Genomic DNA, 15,439 nt, shown 5'->3' with positions numbered 1-15,439 from the left:
TTCAATGCAGGCTTGCTTGCCGCTCGATAAAACCCTATTTACACTGATCTCCAAAGTACAGGCGAGGGCGTCGTGGCGGACAGTGCAAATGGTCGGGAAGAAAACGCTTCTTCCGGGCGTGTCTGTCTGTTGATACTGGGCATGCACCGCTCGGGCACCAGCGCGCTGTCTCGCGTGCTGGCGCTGCTGGGCGCCGATCTGCCACGCGCACTCATGCCCGCCAACCAGGCCAACGAGACCGGCTACTGGGAGTCAACGCCTGTCGCCGGCCTGAACGACGAGCTTCTCGCCTCGGCCGGCTCGGTATGGGACGACTGGCTGGCTTTCGACCCCGGCTGGTATGCCTCGCCGAAGGCGGATGAATTCAAGGCCCGTGTCCGCGCCGCGCTGGAAGCTGAATTCGCCACCTCGTCCTTCTTTGTACTGAAGGATCCGCGCATCTGCCGCCTCGCGCCGTTCTGGTTCGATGTTCTCGAAACGGCCGGCATTCGGCCCCTCGTCCTGCTGCCCCTGCGCAATCCGCTGGAGGTCGCCGCCTCGCTGGAAAAGCGCGACGGCTTCCCGCCCGAACTCGGCCATCTGCTGTGGCTGCGCCATGTGCTCGAGGCGGAGGCCGCCTCGCGCGGCCGCCCGCGCCTTCATTGCAGCTATGACGAATTGATGACGGACTGGCCGCGCCTCGCCGCGCGGACAAGCGAAGCGCTGAATTTTTCCTGGCCGCGCGCGCCCGAACGCGCCGCCCCCGAAATCGACGCCTTCCTCGCCGAAGGCCTGCGCCATCACCGCGAGGCGCCACAGCGCGTCGCTGAAAACCCGGCGCTGTCGGCCTGGCTGCGCGAAACCCATGCCATTCTCGCCCGCTGGGCGGCCGAAGGCGAGGACCCGGCCGACTTCCCCGCGCTCGACCGCATCCGCGCGGCCTTCGACGAGGCAACGCCGGCGTTTGCGCGTCTGGTCGCGCATGGCCGCGACGACGCCCGGCGCGCCCGCGCGGCCGAACAGGCCGGGGCGGAAGCGCGGGCATCGCTGACCGAAATGCAGCACACCCTGCAGGAGACAATCAACCGGGCCGAGGCCGAGCGTGCCGCCCGAACCCGCGCCGAAGCTGGCCTGAAAACGGCACTGGCCGAACGGGACGCCGCCCATGCCGAGGCAGCCGCCGAAAAGACGGGCAGGCACCACGCCGAGATGGCGCTGGCCGCCCGCATCGAGGAGATCGTCACGCTGACCCGCCTGATGCGCGCGCGCGAATCCGGCGCGCGGGCATCAGGCGCCGTCAATTCCCTGCTCGACCGGCCGGGCCTGCGGTTGCTGCCGCGCGCCCTGCGCATCCGACAGCAGATGGCATGGCTCCGGCAGAGCGGCATTTTCGACGCCGAATGGTATGCCAGGGCCTATCCCGATGTCGCCGCCGCCGGCATCGACCCGCTGCGCCATTTCGTACAGCATGGCGCGGCCGAAGGCCGGGCGCCCAATGCGGCGGCGGCCGGCGGGTCCGTCGAAAAAGGGAACCAGACGGAATGACGGGCGTTCCGGCACATGAAATCGATGCGATCCGGCAGTCGGACCTCTTTGATGCCGCCTGGTATCTGGCGCAGTATCCCGATGTCGCCGCGCTCGGCATGGACCCCGCCGAACATTATCTCTGGCTCGGCGCGCAGCTCGGCCGCAAGCCCTCGTCCCGCTTCGACGGCCAGGCGTATCTCGCCGCCAATCCCGATATCGCCGTCACCGGCATCAACCCGCTGCTGCATTATACGACGACGGGCCAGCGCGAGGGCCGCTCGTTGACGCTATGCCCGACGCCTTCAGCACCTGTCGCCTCCCCAAGTCGCGACGAGAAGCATCAAGTTCCACCAACCCCTCGCGTCTTGCAGATAAATACCGGCGCGCGTCTGGTAAACGACCACGCTCTGTATGATCTGATTTTGTATCCGGAACGGCCAAGGAAGCCGGCAAGCAAAAAATTCGACCCCGACAGGTTGTCGATCCATTGGGTTATCCCCGAATTTTCGCGCGGCGGCGGAGGTCATATGACGATTTTCCGCATGGTCCGGTGGCTCGAATTTTTTGGACATGAATGCACAGTCTGGGTGAACCATCCCAACGCTGGTATGCACAGATTTTCATGGGCAGACGACGTCCTGAAAGATTTTCAAACCCTGCGTGCCGAGGTTCTGCCGCTCGACAGCTCTTTTTTTGCAGCGAAGGGAGATGTTGTCTTTGCAACAAGCTGGGACACCGTTGCCGTTGTTGGGCACGCGCAAGGCTTCAAAGAACGCTTCTATTTCATTCAAGACTACGAGCCATATTTCCATGCTCGCGGTGCGCGGGCGCTCGCCGCGGAACACACATATTCTCGGGATTTCGCTTGCATCTGTGCAAGCCCATGGCTTGAGCAGCTTATGCGCGAGAAACACGGTCGGTGGGCGCGCGCCTTTTGGCTTGCCTATAACCAGAGCATCTACACCCCGGAGGGGCGCCATATTGAGCCTGCTTCCAGCGCAAGTCGCATCGCCTTCTATAGTCGGGTTCACACGGAACGTCGATCTGTCGAATTGGGCTTGCTCGCGCTGGAGCAACTAGCGGCACGAAATATCGACATTCATGTCGATATGTTCGGTGGCCCAACGAACTTCACCGAAGCTCCTTTTTCCTGTACGGATCATGGAATACTGAAAAGCGACGAGTTGGCGGCGCTATATCGTTCAGCTGACATCGGCATTTGTTTTTCCAGTACAAACTATTCTCTCGCGCCTCAGGAAATGATGGCTTGTGGGTTACCGGTAGTCGAATTGGACGTTGAAAGCACGCGCGCCATTTTTCCTGACGGTGTCATTACCTTGGTCGAACCTGACCCGACCAAACTTGCTGATGCCATAGAAGCACTTCTGCGCAACGAAAATACTCGTCAGAAACAAATTGAAAATGCAAAAAAATGGGTCGGCCAGTTTTCCTGGGAACGCGCAGCACGGATTGTGGAATCTGGAATTCAGGAACGCTTGGTTGAGCGTGGCTGGCGGACACAAGCGGCAAAAGGGCGCCTGTCCGCGGAGTCCGCATCGTATCCGCATGCCAGCGTGATCATCCCGACATACAACGGCGGAGAATTATTCAAAAAAGTGATATCAACGCTGCGTCGTCAGCGAACCCCATGGCCATTTGAAATTGTCGTCGTCGATTCGACGTCGACTGACGGAACAGCTGAATTTTGTCTAGAGAGCGCAGATATCGTGTTTATGCAAATTCCGCAGTCAGAATTCAGCCACGGGCGAACGCGGAATCAGGCGGCAGCGAAAGCGAGAGGTGAGTTTATTGCGTTTTTGACACAAGACGCTGAGCCGGCGGATGAATTCTGGCTTTACAATCTTGTTACAACCCTTGAGCGATATCCCAATGCTGCGGGCGCATTTGGACGGCATGTTCCTTGGCCGGAACATTCGCCTTTCATCAAGCGTGATCTTTGTCTGCACTTTGTTCAGTTCGACGAGCAGCCGGTCGCCGTCTCGAAAGCAACGGATGGTCAACGCTGGAATGCCGGCGATATACACTGGAAGCAATTTCTTCACTTTTACAGCGACAACAACTCATGTTTGCGACGTTCTATTTGGCAACGGATTCCGTATCCGGACATTCCCTATGGCGAGGACCAGGTCTGGGCGCGTCAGATCATTGAAGCTGGATACGAGAAAGTCTACGCACGCGATGCTGTCGTCTATCATTCCCATGATTACGATGAGAATGAAACAAGGGACCGCGCCGAAGCCGAGTGCTTATTCTTCAAGGAAAGTTTTGGCTATGATCTGCTGCAGAAGCACCAGGATACCGACGCGCTCATCAGAAGCCTGAACGACCACGACCGAAGGTGGGGTATCGAGAACAACGTGCCCGATCACGAATTGGAACGACGCATGAGAACCAATCGCGCCCGAATTGAAGGGTATGAAAATGCAATCGCGCGACGCGCGCATTTCACCCCATCGTCGCACAAGACCAGCCACGCAGGTCGATCATGAAGACGGCAATGAAGCAGGAAATTATCCTGTGCGCAACGCAGCGATGCGGATCGACACTTGTTTGCGAGGACCTGCGCAATAACGGGCTGGGACTTGCGGAAGAGTATTTCGGTCAGTTCGTGGATCGGCCGGACGTCGAGGCGGAGCAAATGCTTGCCGCAGTCCGAAAACGTGGAACGGACGAGAACGGCGTCTTCTCCGTCAAGATCATGGCCAGTTACGCGGGAAAGGTCGTTGATATCCTTCGCGGCGATGCGCCGGCAGACACCACTCTTTGGCAACCGCTCGTAAAATCATATCCAGGCGCAACTTGGGTCTATATCAGCAGGCGATCCATTGTCCGGCAGGCAATATCGCGCGTAATCTCGCGCAAGTCCGGGATCAATCATGTTTTGAAGGAAGACGACGCCAAAATCCGTCCGGGACGTTCAATCGTGTCCGCCACTGGATTTGAGGCAAACGTGGCGGTCACACCGCAGGAGATATCCCGTGCCTGCATGAATATTGTTCGAGAGCACGAACTTTGGGAGCGCTTCTTTCGGGAGAACAACATTGAGCCCGTTCGGATCGAATATGAAGACGTGGCAGCTGGTATTTCCTACCTGGAAAGAATTGTTGAGCGCTTGGGAATGGATAAGCCACACCTGAATTCTGAGCGAGCGTTGCTGCGACTCTCGGGCAACTCAAATGAGGAGGCGTTTGATCTGTTTATGGCCGATACAAAACCGCGAGCACCCGCCGAACCCGCAAAGAGTGATGCATCGAAAAAGAGCTGGATCGAAAGCGTAAAAGACGTCGCGCGAAATCGATGGGTGACGACGCCCTACTACGATTCGGTCGAAAAAAGAGCGCTCACCCAATGGCAAAACATGATTATCCCCTTCATCGGGGACACCCCTGTTGATTTTTCAAGCACACTCGAACTTGCCGTCGGTCATGGGCGGTTGAGTGCCATCCTGATTGAAAAATCCAAGTCTTTCGTTGGGCTCGACATCCTCAGCGAGAACGTCGACATATGCAGGGATCGCTTTGGAGAGAGTGAAACGCGCCGGTTCGTTTTAAATGATGGGGTCCATCTCACCGGTGTCGACGACAGTTCAGTGACATTTGGGTTCTGTTTCGACTCCATGGTCCATTTTGATTCTGACGTGGTTCGCTCGTATCTCGAGGAATTCCGAAGAGTTCTTGTCCCGGGTGGAACAGCCTTTCTCCATCACTCGAACTACGGCAAGAATCCAACCGGAGATTTCAGCCGCGCGCCGCATGCCCGGAACTTCATGACAAAGGAATTGTTCCATCACTTGGCACACAAGTCGGGCCTCGTGATCGTGAAATCGAAGGTCATTGATTGGGGGGCCGGTGAGAAGCACCACAAGGACCATGATTGTCTGACCTTGATAAAGCGTCCGTAGTCCGCAAGGCGCAGGTCGAACCGGCCGTGCGTCGCTTCGAGTGGGGTCCGGATGGCGAACGCATCGACATCCTGCCGCCGGAATTCCACGGAAATCCGGTCAGCGCCGAAGGTTCGATCGTCACCATCGACTATGGCTACGACCTGCATCAGAAATTCGCCGAATGGGCGCCCTTCGACGTCCGCGTCTATCGCTTCGCCGACCGCACGGCCGGCATCCTCGGTGAGTACACCGAAGTCGTCATCTGCCGGAAGCCGCGCCGCCCGGCCTGAACGCCCCGGCTTTGCGCCACCAGCAACGTGAATCCACGAGGGCGCGCCCCGCATCCATATCATGACAGTGTTATGGTCATTCGGCCCCGCCCGGCCCGTCATCGAATGAACCGGGAAAGGCCGGTGACGACGATCTCGACCGGAGTCTCGACGGCATGCGCGCAAAATGCGAAACTTCCCGCCGAGACAATGGGGTCGGCGCCCGGCGGCGCCATCCCGCCCGGCCGCACCATGGCCGGGGGCAGGTTCAACACGTTCAAAGGCCCCGCGGCCCGTCCGCTCGGACGCCGGGCCACAGATCATCACCGAAGCTTTTTCCCGACGAGGACTCCCATGAGTGAGGATCTGATCCAGCAATATCGTGTCATCCATGGCCGCGAGGCCTATGGCAACACCAGCGTCAAGAACCTGCCCTACCTGCTGCCGCTCCTGGACGATCTGAAGCCGGCCTCGATTATCGATTTCGGCTGTGGCCAGAGCACCCTGGCCGACGAGCTGCAGCGCGCAACCGGCGCGCGCATCGCGCGCTATGATCCGGCGATCCCGAAATACAGTGTCCGGCCCGAAGGCAAGTTCGACCTGCTGGTCAATGTCGACGTGCTCGAGCACGTCCCGGAAGATGAGCTGGAGCCGATCATCGCGGACATGGCCGCCCTCGCCCGGAACGCGATCATCATCGTCGACATGGGCCCCGCCGTCCTCATCCTGCCGGACGGGCGCAACGCCCATGTAACGCAGCAGAATGAGGAATGGTGGAAGCAGCGGCTGGGGACGCACTTCCCCTATCTGGAGCCGATCCGCGTTCGCTCCCGGCGCCGCGCCGCCTTCAAGACCTGGAAAACCCGCGAGGCCCGCCCGCTGCGGCATTTCCTGATCTTCCTGAAGGCGGAGATCATCTACCGCCTCCGCAAGATCACCGGCCGGCGATAGGCCCGTCCGGCAAGCCGGATATGCGCATCCTCATCCTTTCCGATCGGCGCCCGGGACATTACCGTCAAAGCGAGGCGATCGCCGCCGCCGTCGCGCGCTTCAGGCCTGTCGATATCGCGCGCATGGATTTGACAATTCCGCGCCTGCTGCCCCGCGCATTGGTGACCCGGCTGGCGCGCCTGCTGCCGCCGCAGCTCTATCTGCGCCTCGTCCACGGACTGGCGCCCGAGGCCTTTCCACCCGCCGATCTGATCGTTTCGGCCGGCGCCCTCACCTTCGGCGCCAATATCGCGCTGCGCCGGTTGCGCGGAACGCCCAACGTCATCGCCGGCTCGCTGCGCGGCCTCGATCCCGGTCATGTCAGCCTCGTGCTGCTGCCTTATGAGCACGCGCGCAACCTTCCCAATCACGCCTGCCTGCCCAAGCCCGCGGCCATCGATCCGGGCGCCCTGCCCCGGCCCCGGCAATGGCCGGGCCTGGCGGCGGCGGGCGGTCTGTGCATCGGGGTTCTGATCGGCGGCACATCGCAAACGGCGACGTTCAAGCCGGCAGACTGGAACCGGCTCGCGGCGCTGCTGTCAAAGCTTGCCGCCGCCAATCTCGTCGTCAAGATCGCAACCTCGCCGCGCACGCCGGATGATGCCTATCGGGCGCTCGAAGACGTCGCCCGGCTTCCCGGCGTCGACTTCATCGACTTCCGAACGGCCGGCGCCGGCACCGCGGGCGAAATTTTCCGGGCCGATGTCATCCTGGTCACCATCGACAGCATGTCGATGATTTCCGAAGCGGTCGCCGCCCAGCGGCCGACGGTCGCGCTGGCACCGGCCATGACGCAACGCTGGCGCGACACCGAAATCATCGAGACGCTCGAACGGCAGGATTTTCTGAGAACGCTCCCGCTCGAAACCGGCGATCTCCCGGCGCTCGATGTCTTTCTGAAGACCATCAAGCCGATGACCGAAAATCATCTGGACAAGCTCGCCACCACCGTCCTCGACAGAACCGGGCTCTAGAGCGTTTCTCGGAAAAGTGGAATCCGGTTTTCCGAAAAGAAGCGCGACCAAACAACAACTTGGAGTCTTTCAGTGTTTCCACGAAACACTGAAAGACTCCAAAGCGTTTCCGGACCGTGAACCGCCTCCTTGGATTGAAGGAGGCGGTTGGCCGGTCAATAATTATGTTTCATGCCGTTGTCATGGCCTTCTTCAGACATGAAGGAGACGATGATCGAGTCGCGAACGACGGTCTGACCCTCGATCAACTCGCGGCCATGCCAGCTCCGCCGGTCCGGGCGGTCGTTGACGACAAACGTGCCGACGCTGTTTGGCAGGAACGGAAAGCGCGCCACTTCCTCAAACCGTTTTCCCAACAGGCGATCGAGCAGCGGCCGTTCCCGATAGAGGGACGTACCGAGATCCGTGGGCGATCCCTCATCGGCGAGATAAATCATCATCGTCACGACGCGCGGCTTCCCGTCGGGATGCGGCTTCAGCCGGTAGTCGGCGAAGTCGCGCACCAGCAGAACATTGGTGAACGGTTCCCGGTCCACAACCTCGTCCGGCGCACAGCCAAGCCGCAGCGAAACATCGTCACGCATGGAAAAATAGATCGCCTGCTGAAGTTCGCGCGAGGTCAGCGCATCCGTGAGCTCGGACCAGAATTGCCGGTCCTCGGGCGCGATCCGGTCGATCTCGCCGGCGGAGAGGCAGAGCTTGTCACGCGTGGACTGGCCCTCGGCATTCTTCCAGCGCTTGAGGTTCAAGGGCAGATAGCGCTCGCGCGCCGGCAGGCGCCGCCGGATCTCGGCATAGACGTCATCCGGGAACACGCCGGTGAAATAGGAGTTCATGAAAGGCTCGCGCTCGACCGGGCTCGCATGGATCCGGGCAACGAAATGATCGATGACCCTTTGCGTCAGAGGCGCCCGTTCCGCCGTCGCTGTCTTCATGCTGATGTCGCTGGCCATTGAGACCCCCCATATTTGACGAGACGCCACTGATAATCAGGCTGCAGGCTCAAACAAGGCATTGAATGCCAGTTGGCTGAACGGCGTTCCCGCATCGTGCAGCCGTTTCCATTTCCCGACGGGATGTGTCGCCGACATGCGATACCCGCAGGATTCCAGATATTCCAGCTGCGGCTCATATTCGCCCTGCTGGATTTCGATGAGAAGGCCCCTTGGCCGTTTTTCCGAGCGCAGCAATTTTTCCATGCCCCGCGAAATAGGGATCTCGATGCCGTCGGTGTCGATCTTGACGAGGTTCGGCGGCCGGATGACGCCAAGGCTGACCATGGAATCGATCGTCAGAGCCGCCTTGAGTTCCGTTCCGACCGCGCGTTCCATTTTCGGGCTGCCATCGACCGACAATTGACTGCCCGATGCGCCCTGGCGCCAGCGCTTGTAGCGGAAGGGCGCATAGCCGTCCTGCCCCGACGCGGCGATGGAGAGCACCGACACGCGCTCCTGCAGATTGTTGGCGCCGACATTCTGCAGCAATTGCGCCGCCGTCGGCAGGTGCGGTTCGCAGGCATAGACATGCCCCTCGGGGCCCAGATGCATGCCGGCAAAGATCGAAAAAATGCCGATATTCGCACCGATATCCAGGAACACATCCGACGGACGCAGGCTCTCGCGCAACCAGGCGATCGTCTCCGGCTCTTTCCCGAGAAAGCCCCTGCCGCGCTGATAGGACTCGAAGGGGTCGCATTCGAACCGGTACCGCAATCCGTCGGCCGGATCGCGCACCCGGGCCGAAAGCCGCATCGCATTTCGAAGGTCGTACCAGTGCCGAACGGGCAGCCAACGCAGCTTCGTGATTTTGTGCAGAAGCTCCATCGTCATTTCCTGTCTCGCGGCAGCGGCACAAACCCGCCCTCAGTCCACCGGAGTGAACATCCAAACGGCCTTGTTTGGCAACGGCAATTGACGCGGCTGATCGCCGCTTCCCGCTGAGCGGTTCGGCCGGATGCTAGTTGAAGGACGTTAAGTTCGCCAGCACCTCGCCGCGCCATCGAGGCCGGCCCCGGGGACAATTTGCAGGATAAGTCGGGTTATCCCCGCCCCGGAAACACACTTGTCCCCGCCCCGGGAATCCCCCCGACGCCGCGCCGGAGTCATTTGTGACAGATTTATGACAGATTTGTGACAGAGGGGGGTGTTCACAGCCTCCGCTGTGCAAATACGATGAGGGAGCGGTCAACTCGCGAACAGGAGACGGGCGGCGGCGAGTGCCCTCAGCGCTCCTCGATCGAGATGCCGCCATCGCCGATCTGGATGTCGATGCCGGTCTTCTGTTCTTCCTTGTAGATCAGATAGCCGGCGATCACGGCGACAATCGCCAGCAGGCCGACCACGAGATAAAGTCCGTTCCGGTTCATGGCGCGTTTCCTTGTTCACAACTCAGATTGTTCGACCATACGCTGAAAACCCGCACAGCAAGGCGGAAACTTCGCGAAGATCCGTCCCCGGCCATTTATTTGCCGTCGCGCCGCGCTTGCCCCTGCTTCACAAATTGCGACACCCGCCCGGCCTCGCGCGGATCGGCGATCTGTTCGTTCCTTTCGCTCGCGCTTTTCTTCATGCCCTTGCCGGCCGTCTTCGACTTCGGGCGCGACGGCTTTTCCTTTGCCTCTTTCATCTCGAGCGCGCGGCGCATGTTGCCGACGAGCTGCGCCTTGGCGGCCTTGTTTTCGCGCCGTGTCGCCTCATTGTTCAACCGCTTCATTGCCTGCGCCAGCACGGCAACTTTCCGCTTCGAGCCGGCATCGGCGGAAGCGGGCGCCGCACCCTTCGGCGCGGCTTTGCCGCGCATCTCGCGGCGCTGGCGCTTGGAAATATCCTTGGCGCGATCGCGGCGCTCCCGCACCAGCTTGCGCAGTTTCGACAGCGCCTCGTCGGACAGCGCGGCGATTTCGGGTTGATGACTGGGAGCTACGAGCTCGAGTTCCTCGGCGGAGAGCGAGCGCTCTTCGTCCTTGCGTGTCAGTGTCATGAGAGATTTTCCTCCTTGGCGACAGGCAAGTCTGCCGATGTCTCATCGGCCGCCTGCGTCGCGGATTGATCGACGTGCCGGCGCCTTGTCGCAGCGCCATCCAGCGTCATGGCGTCATACTGCGGACCGATCTTGTTGAAATCGTGATGACGACGAAATCAAGCCAACAAAAAACCCGCCGAGCGGAAGCTCAGCGGGCTGATCGTTGGTTGCGGGGGCAGGATTTGAACCTGCGACCTTCAGGTTATGAGCCTGACGAGCTACCGGGCTGCTCCACCCCGCGTCAAATCATGGAGAGCGAGCGAAATCGGGAAGAAGGGAGAATGACGATATGCACTTGGCAGGCCTGGCAGCGACCTACTCTTCCATGCCTTAAGACATAGTACCATTGGCGCTGAGGAATTTAACGGCCGAGTTCGAGATGGGATCGGGTGTGGGCTCCTCGCAATAACCACCAGGCCGGCGAAGGGCATATCGTCAGGGTTCGAATGATTATCGTTTGTTGGTCTGTCGTCGTCGTTGTTGTCTCATCCGCTCACGGAATGAGCAGAGATAAATGAGAGTAATCAAGCCAATCGAGCGATTAGTACCAGTAAGCTCCATGCGTTGCCACACTTCCACACCTGGCCTATCAACGTGGTCGTCTACCACGGCTCTCAAGGGAAAACTGGTTTTGAGGTGGGTTTCCCGCTTAGATGCTTTCAGCGGTTATCCCGTCCATACATAGCTACCCGGCTGTGCCGCTGGCGCGACAACCGGTCCACCAGAGGTATGTCCATCCCGGTCCTCTCGTACTAGGGACAGATCCTCTCAATTTTCCTACACCCACGGCAGATAGGGACCGAACTGTCTCACGACGTTCTAAACCCAGCTCACGTACCACTTTAATCGGCGAACAGCCGAACCCTTGGGACCTGCTCCAGCCCCAGGATGTGATGAGCCGACATCGAGGTGCCAAACCTCCCCGTCGATATGGACTCTTGGGGGAGATCAGCCTGTTATCCCCGGCGTACCTTTTATCCGTTGAGCGATGGCCCTTCCACGTGGAACCACCGGATCACTATGACCGACTTTCGTCTCTGCTCGACATGTACGTCTCGCAGTCAGGCAGGCTTATGCCATTGCACTCGACAGCTGATTTCCGACCAGCCTGAGCCTACCATCGCGCGCCTCCGTTACTCTTTGGGAGGCGACCGCCCCAGTCAAACTACCCACCATGCAGGGTCCCGGATCCGGATAACGGACCGCGGTTAGACATCAGTAAAAATAAGGGTGGTATTTCAAGGACGGCTCCATCCGAGCTAGCGCCCGAACTTCAAAGCCTACCACCTATCCTACACATGCCGTCACTAATGCCACTGCAAAGCTATAGTAAAGGTGCACGGGGTCTTTCCGTCTAACCGCAGGAACCCCGCATCTTCACGGGGAATTCAATTTCACTGAGTCGATGCTGGAGACAGCGGGGAAGTCGTTACGCCATTCGTGCAGGTCGGAACTTACCCGACAAGGAATTTCGCTACCTTAGGACCGTTATAGTTACGGCCGCCGTTTACCGGGGCTTCGATTCAAAGCTTGCACCTCTCCTCTTAACCTTCCGGCACCGGGCAGGCGTCAGACCCTATACGTCATCTTGCGATTTCGCAGAGCCCTGTGTTTTTAGTAAACAGTCGCTACCCCCTAGTTTGTGCCCCCCACACCTGGTTGCCCAGATATGGGGCCTCCTTCTCCCGAAGTTACGGAGGCAATTTGCCGAGTTCCTTCAGCATCGTTCTCTCAAGCGCCTTGGTATGCTCTACCAGTCCACCTGTGTCGGTTTAGGGTACGGTCTCATGTGGGAGCTATTTCCTGGAACTCCTACGCGGCCAGGACAATCCAATAAGCCCTGACAACTTTCGGCGTTCGTCACTTCCCACTGGCCCACGAATATTAACGTGGTTCCCATCGACTACGGCTTTCGCCCTCGCCTTAGGGGCCGGCTAACCCTGCGCAGATTAACTTTACGCAGGAACCCTTGGACTTTCGGCGACAGTGTCTCTCACACTGTTTGTCGTTACTCATGTCAGCATTCTCACTTCCGATACCTCCAGGTGCTCTCACGAGTCACCCTTCACAGGCTTACGGAACGCTCCGCTACCGCGCATGCAAGCATGCACCCGCGTCTTCGGTATGTGGCTTTAGCCCCGGTACATCTTCGGCGCAGGGCCCCTTATTTAGACCAGTGAGCTGTTACGCTTTCTTTAAAGGATGGCTGCTTCTAAGCCAACCTCCTGGTTGTTTTGGGGACCCCACATCCTTTCCCACTTAGCCACAATTTAGGGACCTTAGACGGCGGTCAGGGTTTTTTCCCTCTCCACCACGGACGTTAGCACCCATGGTGTGTCTGCCGGGTAGTACTTCCAGGTATTCGGAGTTTGGTTAGGTTTGGTAATCCGGTAAGGACCCCTAGCCCATCCAGTGCTCTACCCCCTGGAGTATTCGCCCGACGCTCTACCTAAATAGATTTCGCGGAGAACCAGCTATTTCCGAGTTTGATTGGCCTTTCACCCCTAGCCACAAGTCATCCCCGTCTTTTTCAACAGACGTGGGTTCGGCCCTCCAGTAAGTGTTACCTCACCTTCAGCCTGCTCATGGCTAGATCACTCGGTTTCGGGTCTAATCCGACGAACTGAACGCCCTGTTCAGACTCGCTTTCGCTACGCTTACACCTATCGGCTTAGGCTTGCTCGCCAGATTAAGTCGCTGACCCATTATACAAAAGGTACGCTGTCACCCTTGCGGGCTCCAACTGTTTGTAGGCATCCGGTTTCAGGAACTGTTTCACTCCCCTCGTCGGGGTGCTTTTCACCTTTCCCTCACGGTACTTGTGCACTATCGGTCGCGCAGGAGTACTTAGGCTTGGAGGGTGGTCCCCCCATGTTCAGACAGGATTTCTCGTGTCCCGCCCTACTCGTATCCTCATGCCTTCAACACCTGTACGGGGCTATCACCCGCTAAGGCCCGACTTTCCAGACGGTTCCAGTTAGAAGACTTGAGGCATTGGCCTAGTCCGCGTTCGCTCGCCACTACTAACGGAGTCTCGGTTGATGTCCTTTCCTCCAGGTACTGAGATGTTTCAGTTCCCTGGGTTCGCTTCGTTACCCTATGTATTCAGGTAACGATAACCCTTGCGGGTTGGGTTTCCCCATTCGGAAATCCACGGATCAAAGCTTGCTCACAGCTCCCCGCGGCTTATCGCAGCGTGCCACGTCCTTCATCGCCTCTGCGCGCCAAGGCATCCACCGAATGCCCTTAAGACGCTTGATTACTCTCATTACCACTGCTCATTCCCGAACGCCCGAAGGCGGCCGGCAATGTAGATGATAACGAAAAGACCAGATAATCATTCGATTTACCCGACCGTGAACTTCAGTTGTATCAAGTTCTGTGGGTCGAAGTTCACTGCAGGACTCTGTGTGCACAGAGCTCTCCTGCTAACCAGCGAAACCGATCATCCCGCACGGATAGAGCCTTTTGACAGGCAATAACCGCTTGGTCCGATCGGCCGGCTACGCCGGCATCGGGCAAATCCCTTCTTCACGATGTAAATGAACCGGACACGGATAAATATCCGCGCCGAAACTTGTTCTGGACGAGAACCTTGTTCGATCGCCGCCTCCACGCCTGCTGCATTCGATGAATGCGCCTTGGTGGAGCCGGACGGGATCGAACCGACGACCTCAAGCTTGCAAAGCTAGCGCTCTCCCAACTGAGCTACGGCCCCGATAAGGCAGAGCGTGCTGTCGGAAGGCAATTAAGGTCGCGCCGGCCTGATAATGGTGGGCCTGGATAGACTCGAACTATCGACCTCACGCTTATCAGGCGTGCGCTCTAACCACCTGAGCTACAGGCCCCCGCTGTTAAGCGTGCGCTCGTCCAAGAACCCGGACGACCCGACGCCATATGCGCGGGGTCAACCAGGTTCGATGAGAAAGAGAAGCGAAGACGGCGGCATCCCGCGTTGGTCTTGATGATGCTGCAAGGAGAGGCTGAGTACCTCTCGCTTCAACACCGTGTCTATTGAGGATCCGATAGGAGCGAACTCCTGAAGGATCTTCCTTAGAAAGGAGGTGATCCAGCCCCAGGTTCCCCTAGGGCTACCTTGTTACGACTTCACCCCAGTCGCTGACCTTACCGTGGTCGGCTGCCTCCTTGCGGTTAGCGCACCGGCTTCGGGTAAAACCAACTCCCATGGTGTGACGGGCGGTGTGTACAAGGCCCGGGAACGTATTCACCGCGTCATGCTGTTACGCGATTACTAGCGATTCCACCTTCATGCTCTCGAGTTGCAGAGAACAATCCGAACTGAGACGGCTTTTTGGGATTTGCACCGGGTCGCCCCTTCGCTGCCCATTGTCGCCGCCATTGTAGCACGTGTGTAGCCCAACCCGTAAGGGCCATGAGGACTTGACGTCATCCCCACCTTCCTCCGGCTTATCACCGGCAGTCCCTCTAGAGTGCCCAACTTAATGATGGCAACTAAAGGCGAGGGTTGCGCTCGTTGCGGGACTTAACCCAACATCTCACGACACGAGCTGACGACAGCCATGCAGCACCTGTGTACGCTCCCACTCCGAAGAATGGGTCCTTCACCTTTCAGATCCGTACCACGTACATGTCAAACCCAGGTAAGGTTCTTCGGTTTGCATCGAATTAAACCACGTGCTCCACCGCTTGTGCGGGCCCCCGTCAATTCCTTTGAGTTTTAATCTTGCGACCGTACTCCCCAGGCGGGGTGCTTAATGCGTTAGCTGCGTCACCAAACAGCAAGCTGCCTGACA

The 15,439-nt window shown here is 58.9% G+C and carries 10 protein-coding genes, 3 tRNA genes and 3 rRNA genes; 6 read left to right on the top strand and 10 right to left on the bottom strand.

All coding sequences use genetic code 11. The features are described 5' to 3' along the window. Positions 1 to 72 precede the first annotated feature (72 nt). From Q7V31_RS00080 to Q7V31_RS00055, 6 genes are all read left to right on the top strand, one after another. Positions 73 to 1,524, top strand: coding sequence for a sulfotransferase family protein (locus Q7V31_RS00080; protein WP_304731671.1), 1,452 nt, complete (start codon positions 73 to 75; stop codon positions 1,522 to 1,524). Further along, positions 1,521 to 4,016 (top strand): glycosyltransferase, encoded by a 2,496-nt coding sequence (locus tag Q7V31_RS00075; protein WP_304731670.1) that lies wholly within the window; start codon positions 1,521 to 1,523, stop codon positions 4,014 to 4,016. The genes Q7V31_RS00080 and Q7V31_RS00075 overlap by 4 nt, the downstream gene beginning before the upstream one ends. Continuing rightward, the gene (locus Q7V31_RS00070; RefSeq protein WP_304731669.1) at positions 4,013 to 5,428 is read left to right on the top strand and encodes a Stf0 family sulfotransferase; all 1,416 of its coding nucleotides are present in this window, start codon (positions 4,013 to 4,015) and stop codon (positions 5,426 to 5,428) included. The genes Q7V31_RS00075 and Q7V31_RS00070 overlap by 4 nt, the downstream gene beginning before the upstream one ends. Next, positions 5,401 to 5,700 carry a hypothetical protein gene (locus tag Q7V31_RS00065; RefSeq protein WP_304731668.1) on the top strand — a complete coding sequence of 100 codons (300 nt, stop codon included), beginning with the start codon at positions 5,401 to 5,403 and terminating at the stop codon, positions 5,698 to 5,700. Before Q7V31_RS00070 ends, Q7V31_RS00065 begins: the two co-directional genes overlap by 28 nt. A gap of 123 nt (positions 5,701 to 5,823) precedes the next feature. Further along, on the top strand, positions 5,824 to 6,630 hold the full coding sequence (locus Q7V31_RS00060; protein ID WP_304731667.1) for a methyltransferase domain-containing protein: 807 nt from the start codon (positions 5,824 to 5,826) through the stop codon (positions 6,628 to 6,630). Positions 6,631 to 6,650: 20 nt separating this feature from the next. Further along, the gene (locus tag Q7V31_RS00055; RefSeq protein WP_304731666.1) at positions 6,651 to 7,643 is read left to right on the top strand and encodes an ELM1/GtrOC1 family putative glycosyltransferase; all 993 of its coding nucleotides are present in this window, start codon (positions 6,651 to 6,653) and stop codon (positions 7,641 to 7,643) included. A gap of 155 nt (positions 7,644 to 7,798) precedes the next feature. Here Q7V31_RS00055 and Q7V31_RS00050 read toward each other — a convergent pair whose 3' ends face one another. From Q7V31_RS00050 to Q7V31_RS00005, 10 genes are all read right to left on the bottom strand, one after another. Further along, positions 7,799 to 8,596: a hypothetical protein gene (locus Q7V31_RS00050; protein WP_304731665.1), complete on the bottom strand. Its 798-nt coding sequence runs from the start codon at positions 8,594 to 8,596 to the stop codon at positions 7,799 to 7,801. Positions 8,597 to 8,632: 36 nt separating this feature from the next. Beyond that, the gene (locus Q7V31_RS00045) at positions 8,633 to 9,466 is read right to left on the bottom strand and encodes an FkbM family methyltransferase (protein WP_304731664.1); all 834 of its coding nucleotides are present in this window, start codon (positions 9,464 to 9,466) and stop codon (positions 8,633 to 8,635) included. Between the two features lie 398 nt (positions 9,467 to 9,864). Continuing rightward, positions 9,865 to 10,008 carry a hypothetical protein gene (locus Q7V31_RS00040; protein ID WP_304731663.1) on the bottom strand — a complete coding sequence of 48 codons (144 nt, stop codon included), beginning with the start codon at positions 10,006 to 10,008 and terminating at the stop codon, positions 9,865 to 9,867. A 95-nt stretch (positions 10,009 to 10,103) separates the two neighbouring features. After that, positions 10,104 to 10,622: a hypothetical protein gene (locus tag Q7V31_RS00035; protein ID WP_304731662.1), complete on the bottom strand. Its 519-nt coding sequence runs from the start codon at positions 10,620 to 10,622 to the stop codon at positions 10,104 to 10,106. Positions 10,623 to 10,828: 206 nt separating this feature from the next. Further along, positions 10,829 to 10,905 (bottom strand) — tRNA-Met (locus Q7V31_RS00030). Positions 10,906 to 10,966: 61 nt separating this feature from the next. Then, positions 10,967 to 11,081, bottom strand: a 5S ribosomal RNA gene (gene rrf / locus Q7V31_RS00025). A 103-nt stretch (positions 11,082 to 11,184) separates the two neighbouring features. Beyond that, positions 11,185 to 13,925, bottom strand: a 23S ribosomal RNA gene (locus tag Q7V31_RS00020). 381 nt (positions 13,926 to 14,306) lie between these two features. Beyond that, a tRNA-Ala gene (locus Q7V31_RS00015) sits at positions 14,307 to 14,382 on the bottom strand. A gap of 53 nt (positions 14,383 to 14,435) precedes the next feature. Next, positions 14,436 to 14,512, bottom strand: a tRNA-Ile gene (locus Q7V31_RS00010). A gap of 209 nt (positions 14,513 to 14,721) precedes the next feature. Next, positions 14,722 to 15,439, bottom strand: a 16S ribosomal RNA gene (locus Q7V31_RS00005); the annotation flags it as partial.

This window comes from Parvibaculum sp., from assembly GCF_030651915.1.
Lineage (GTDB): Bacteria > Pseudomonadota > Alphaproteobacteria > Parvibaculales > Parvibaculaceae > Parvibaculum.
The sequence above is the reverse complement of the archived record's forward strand: the minus strand, read 5'-3'. Positions and strand labels throughout refer to the sequence as shown.

Bases quoted from the DNA above. Each gene is read 5' to 3' on its own strand.
- Q7V31_RS00055 (WP_304731666.1), top strand. From the start codon at position 6,651: ATGCGCATCCTCATCCTTTCCGATCGGCGCCCGGGACATTACCGTCAA.
- Q7V31_RS00035 (WP_304731662.1), bottom strand. From the start codon at position 10,622: ATGACACTGACACGCAAGGACGAAGAGCGCTCGCTCTCCGCCGAGGAA.
- Q7V31_RS00040 (WP_304731663.1), bottom strand. From the start codon at position 10,008: ATGAACCGGAACGGACTTTATCTCGTGGTCGGCCTGCTGGCGATTGTC.
- Q7V31_RS00075 (WP_304731670.1), top strand. From the start codon at position 1,521: ATGACGGGCGTTCCGGCACATGAAATCGATGCGATCCGGCAGTCGGAC.
- Q7V31_RS00045 (WP_304731664.1), bottom strand. From the start codon at position 9,466: ATGGAGCTTCTGCACAAAATCACGAAGCTGCGTTGGCTGCCCGTTCGG.
- Q7V31_RS00050 (WP_304731665.1), bottom strand. From the start codon at position 8,596: ATGGCCAGCGACATCAGCATGAAGACAGCGACGGCGGAACGGGCGCCT.
- Q7V31_RS00070 (WP_304731669.1), top strand. From the start codon at position 4,013: ATGAAGACGGCAATGAAGCAGGAAATTATCCTGTGCGCAACGCAGCGA.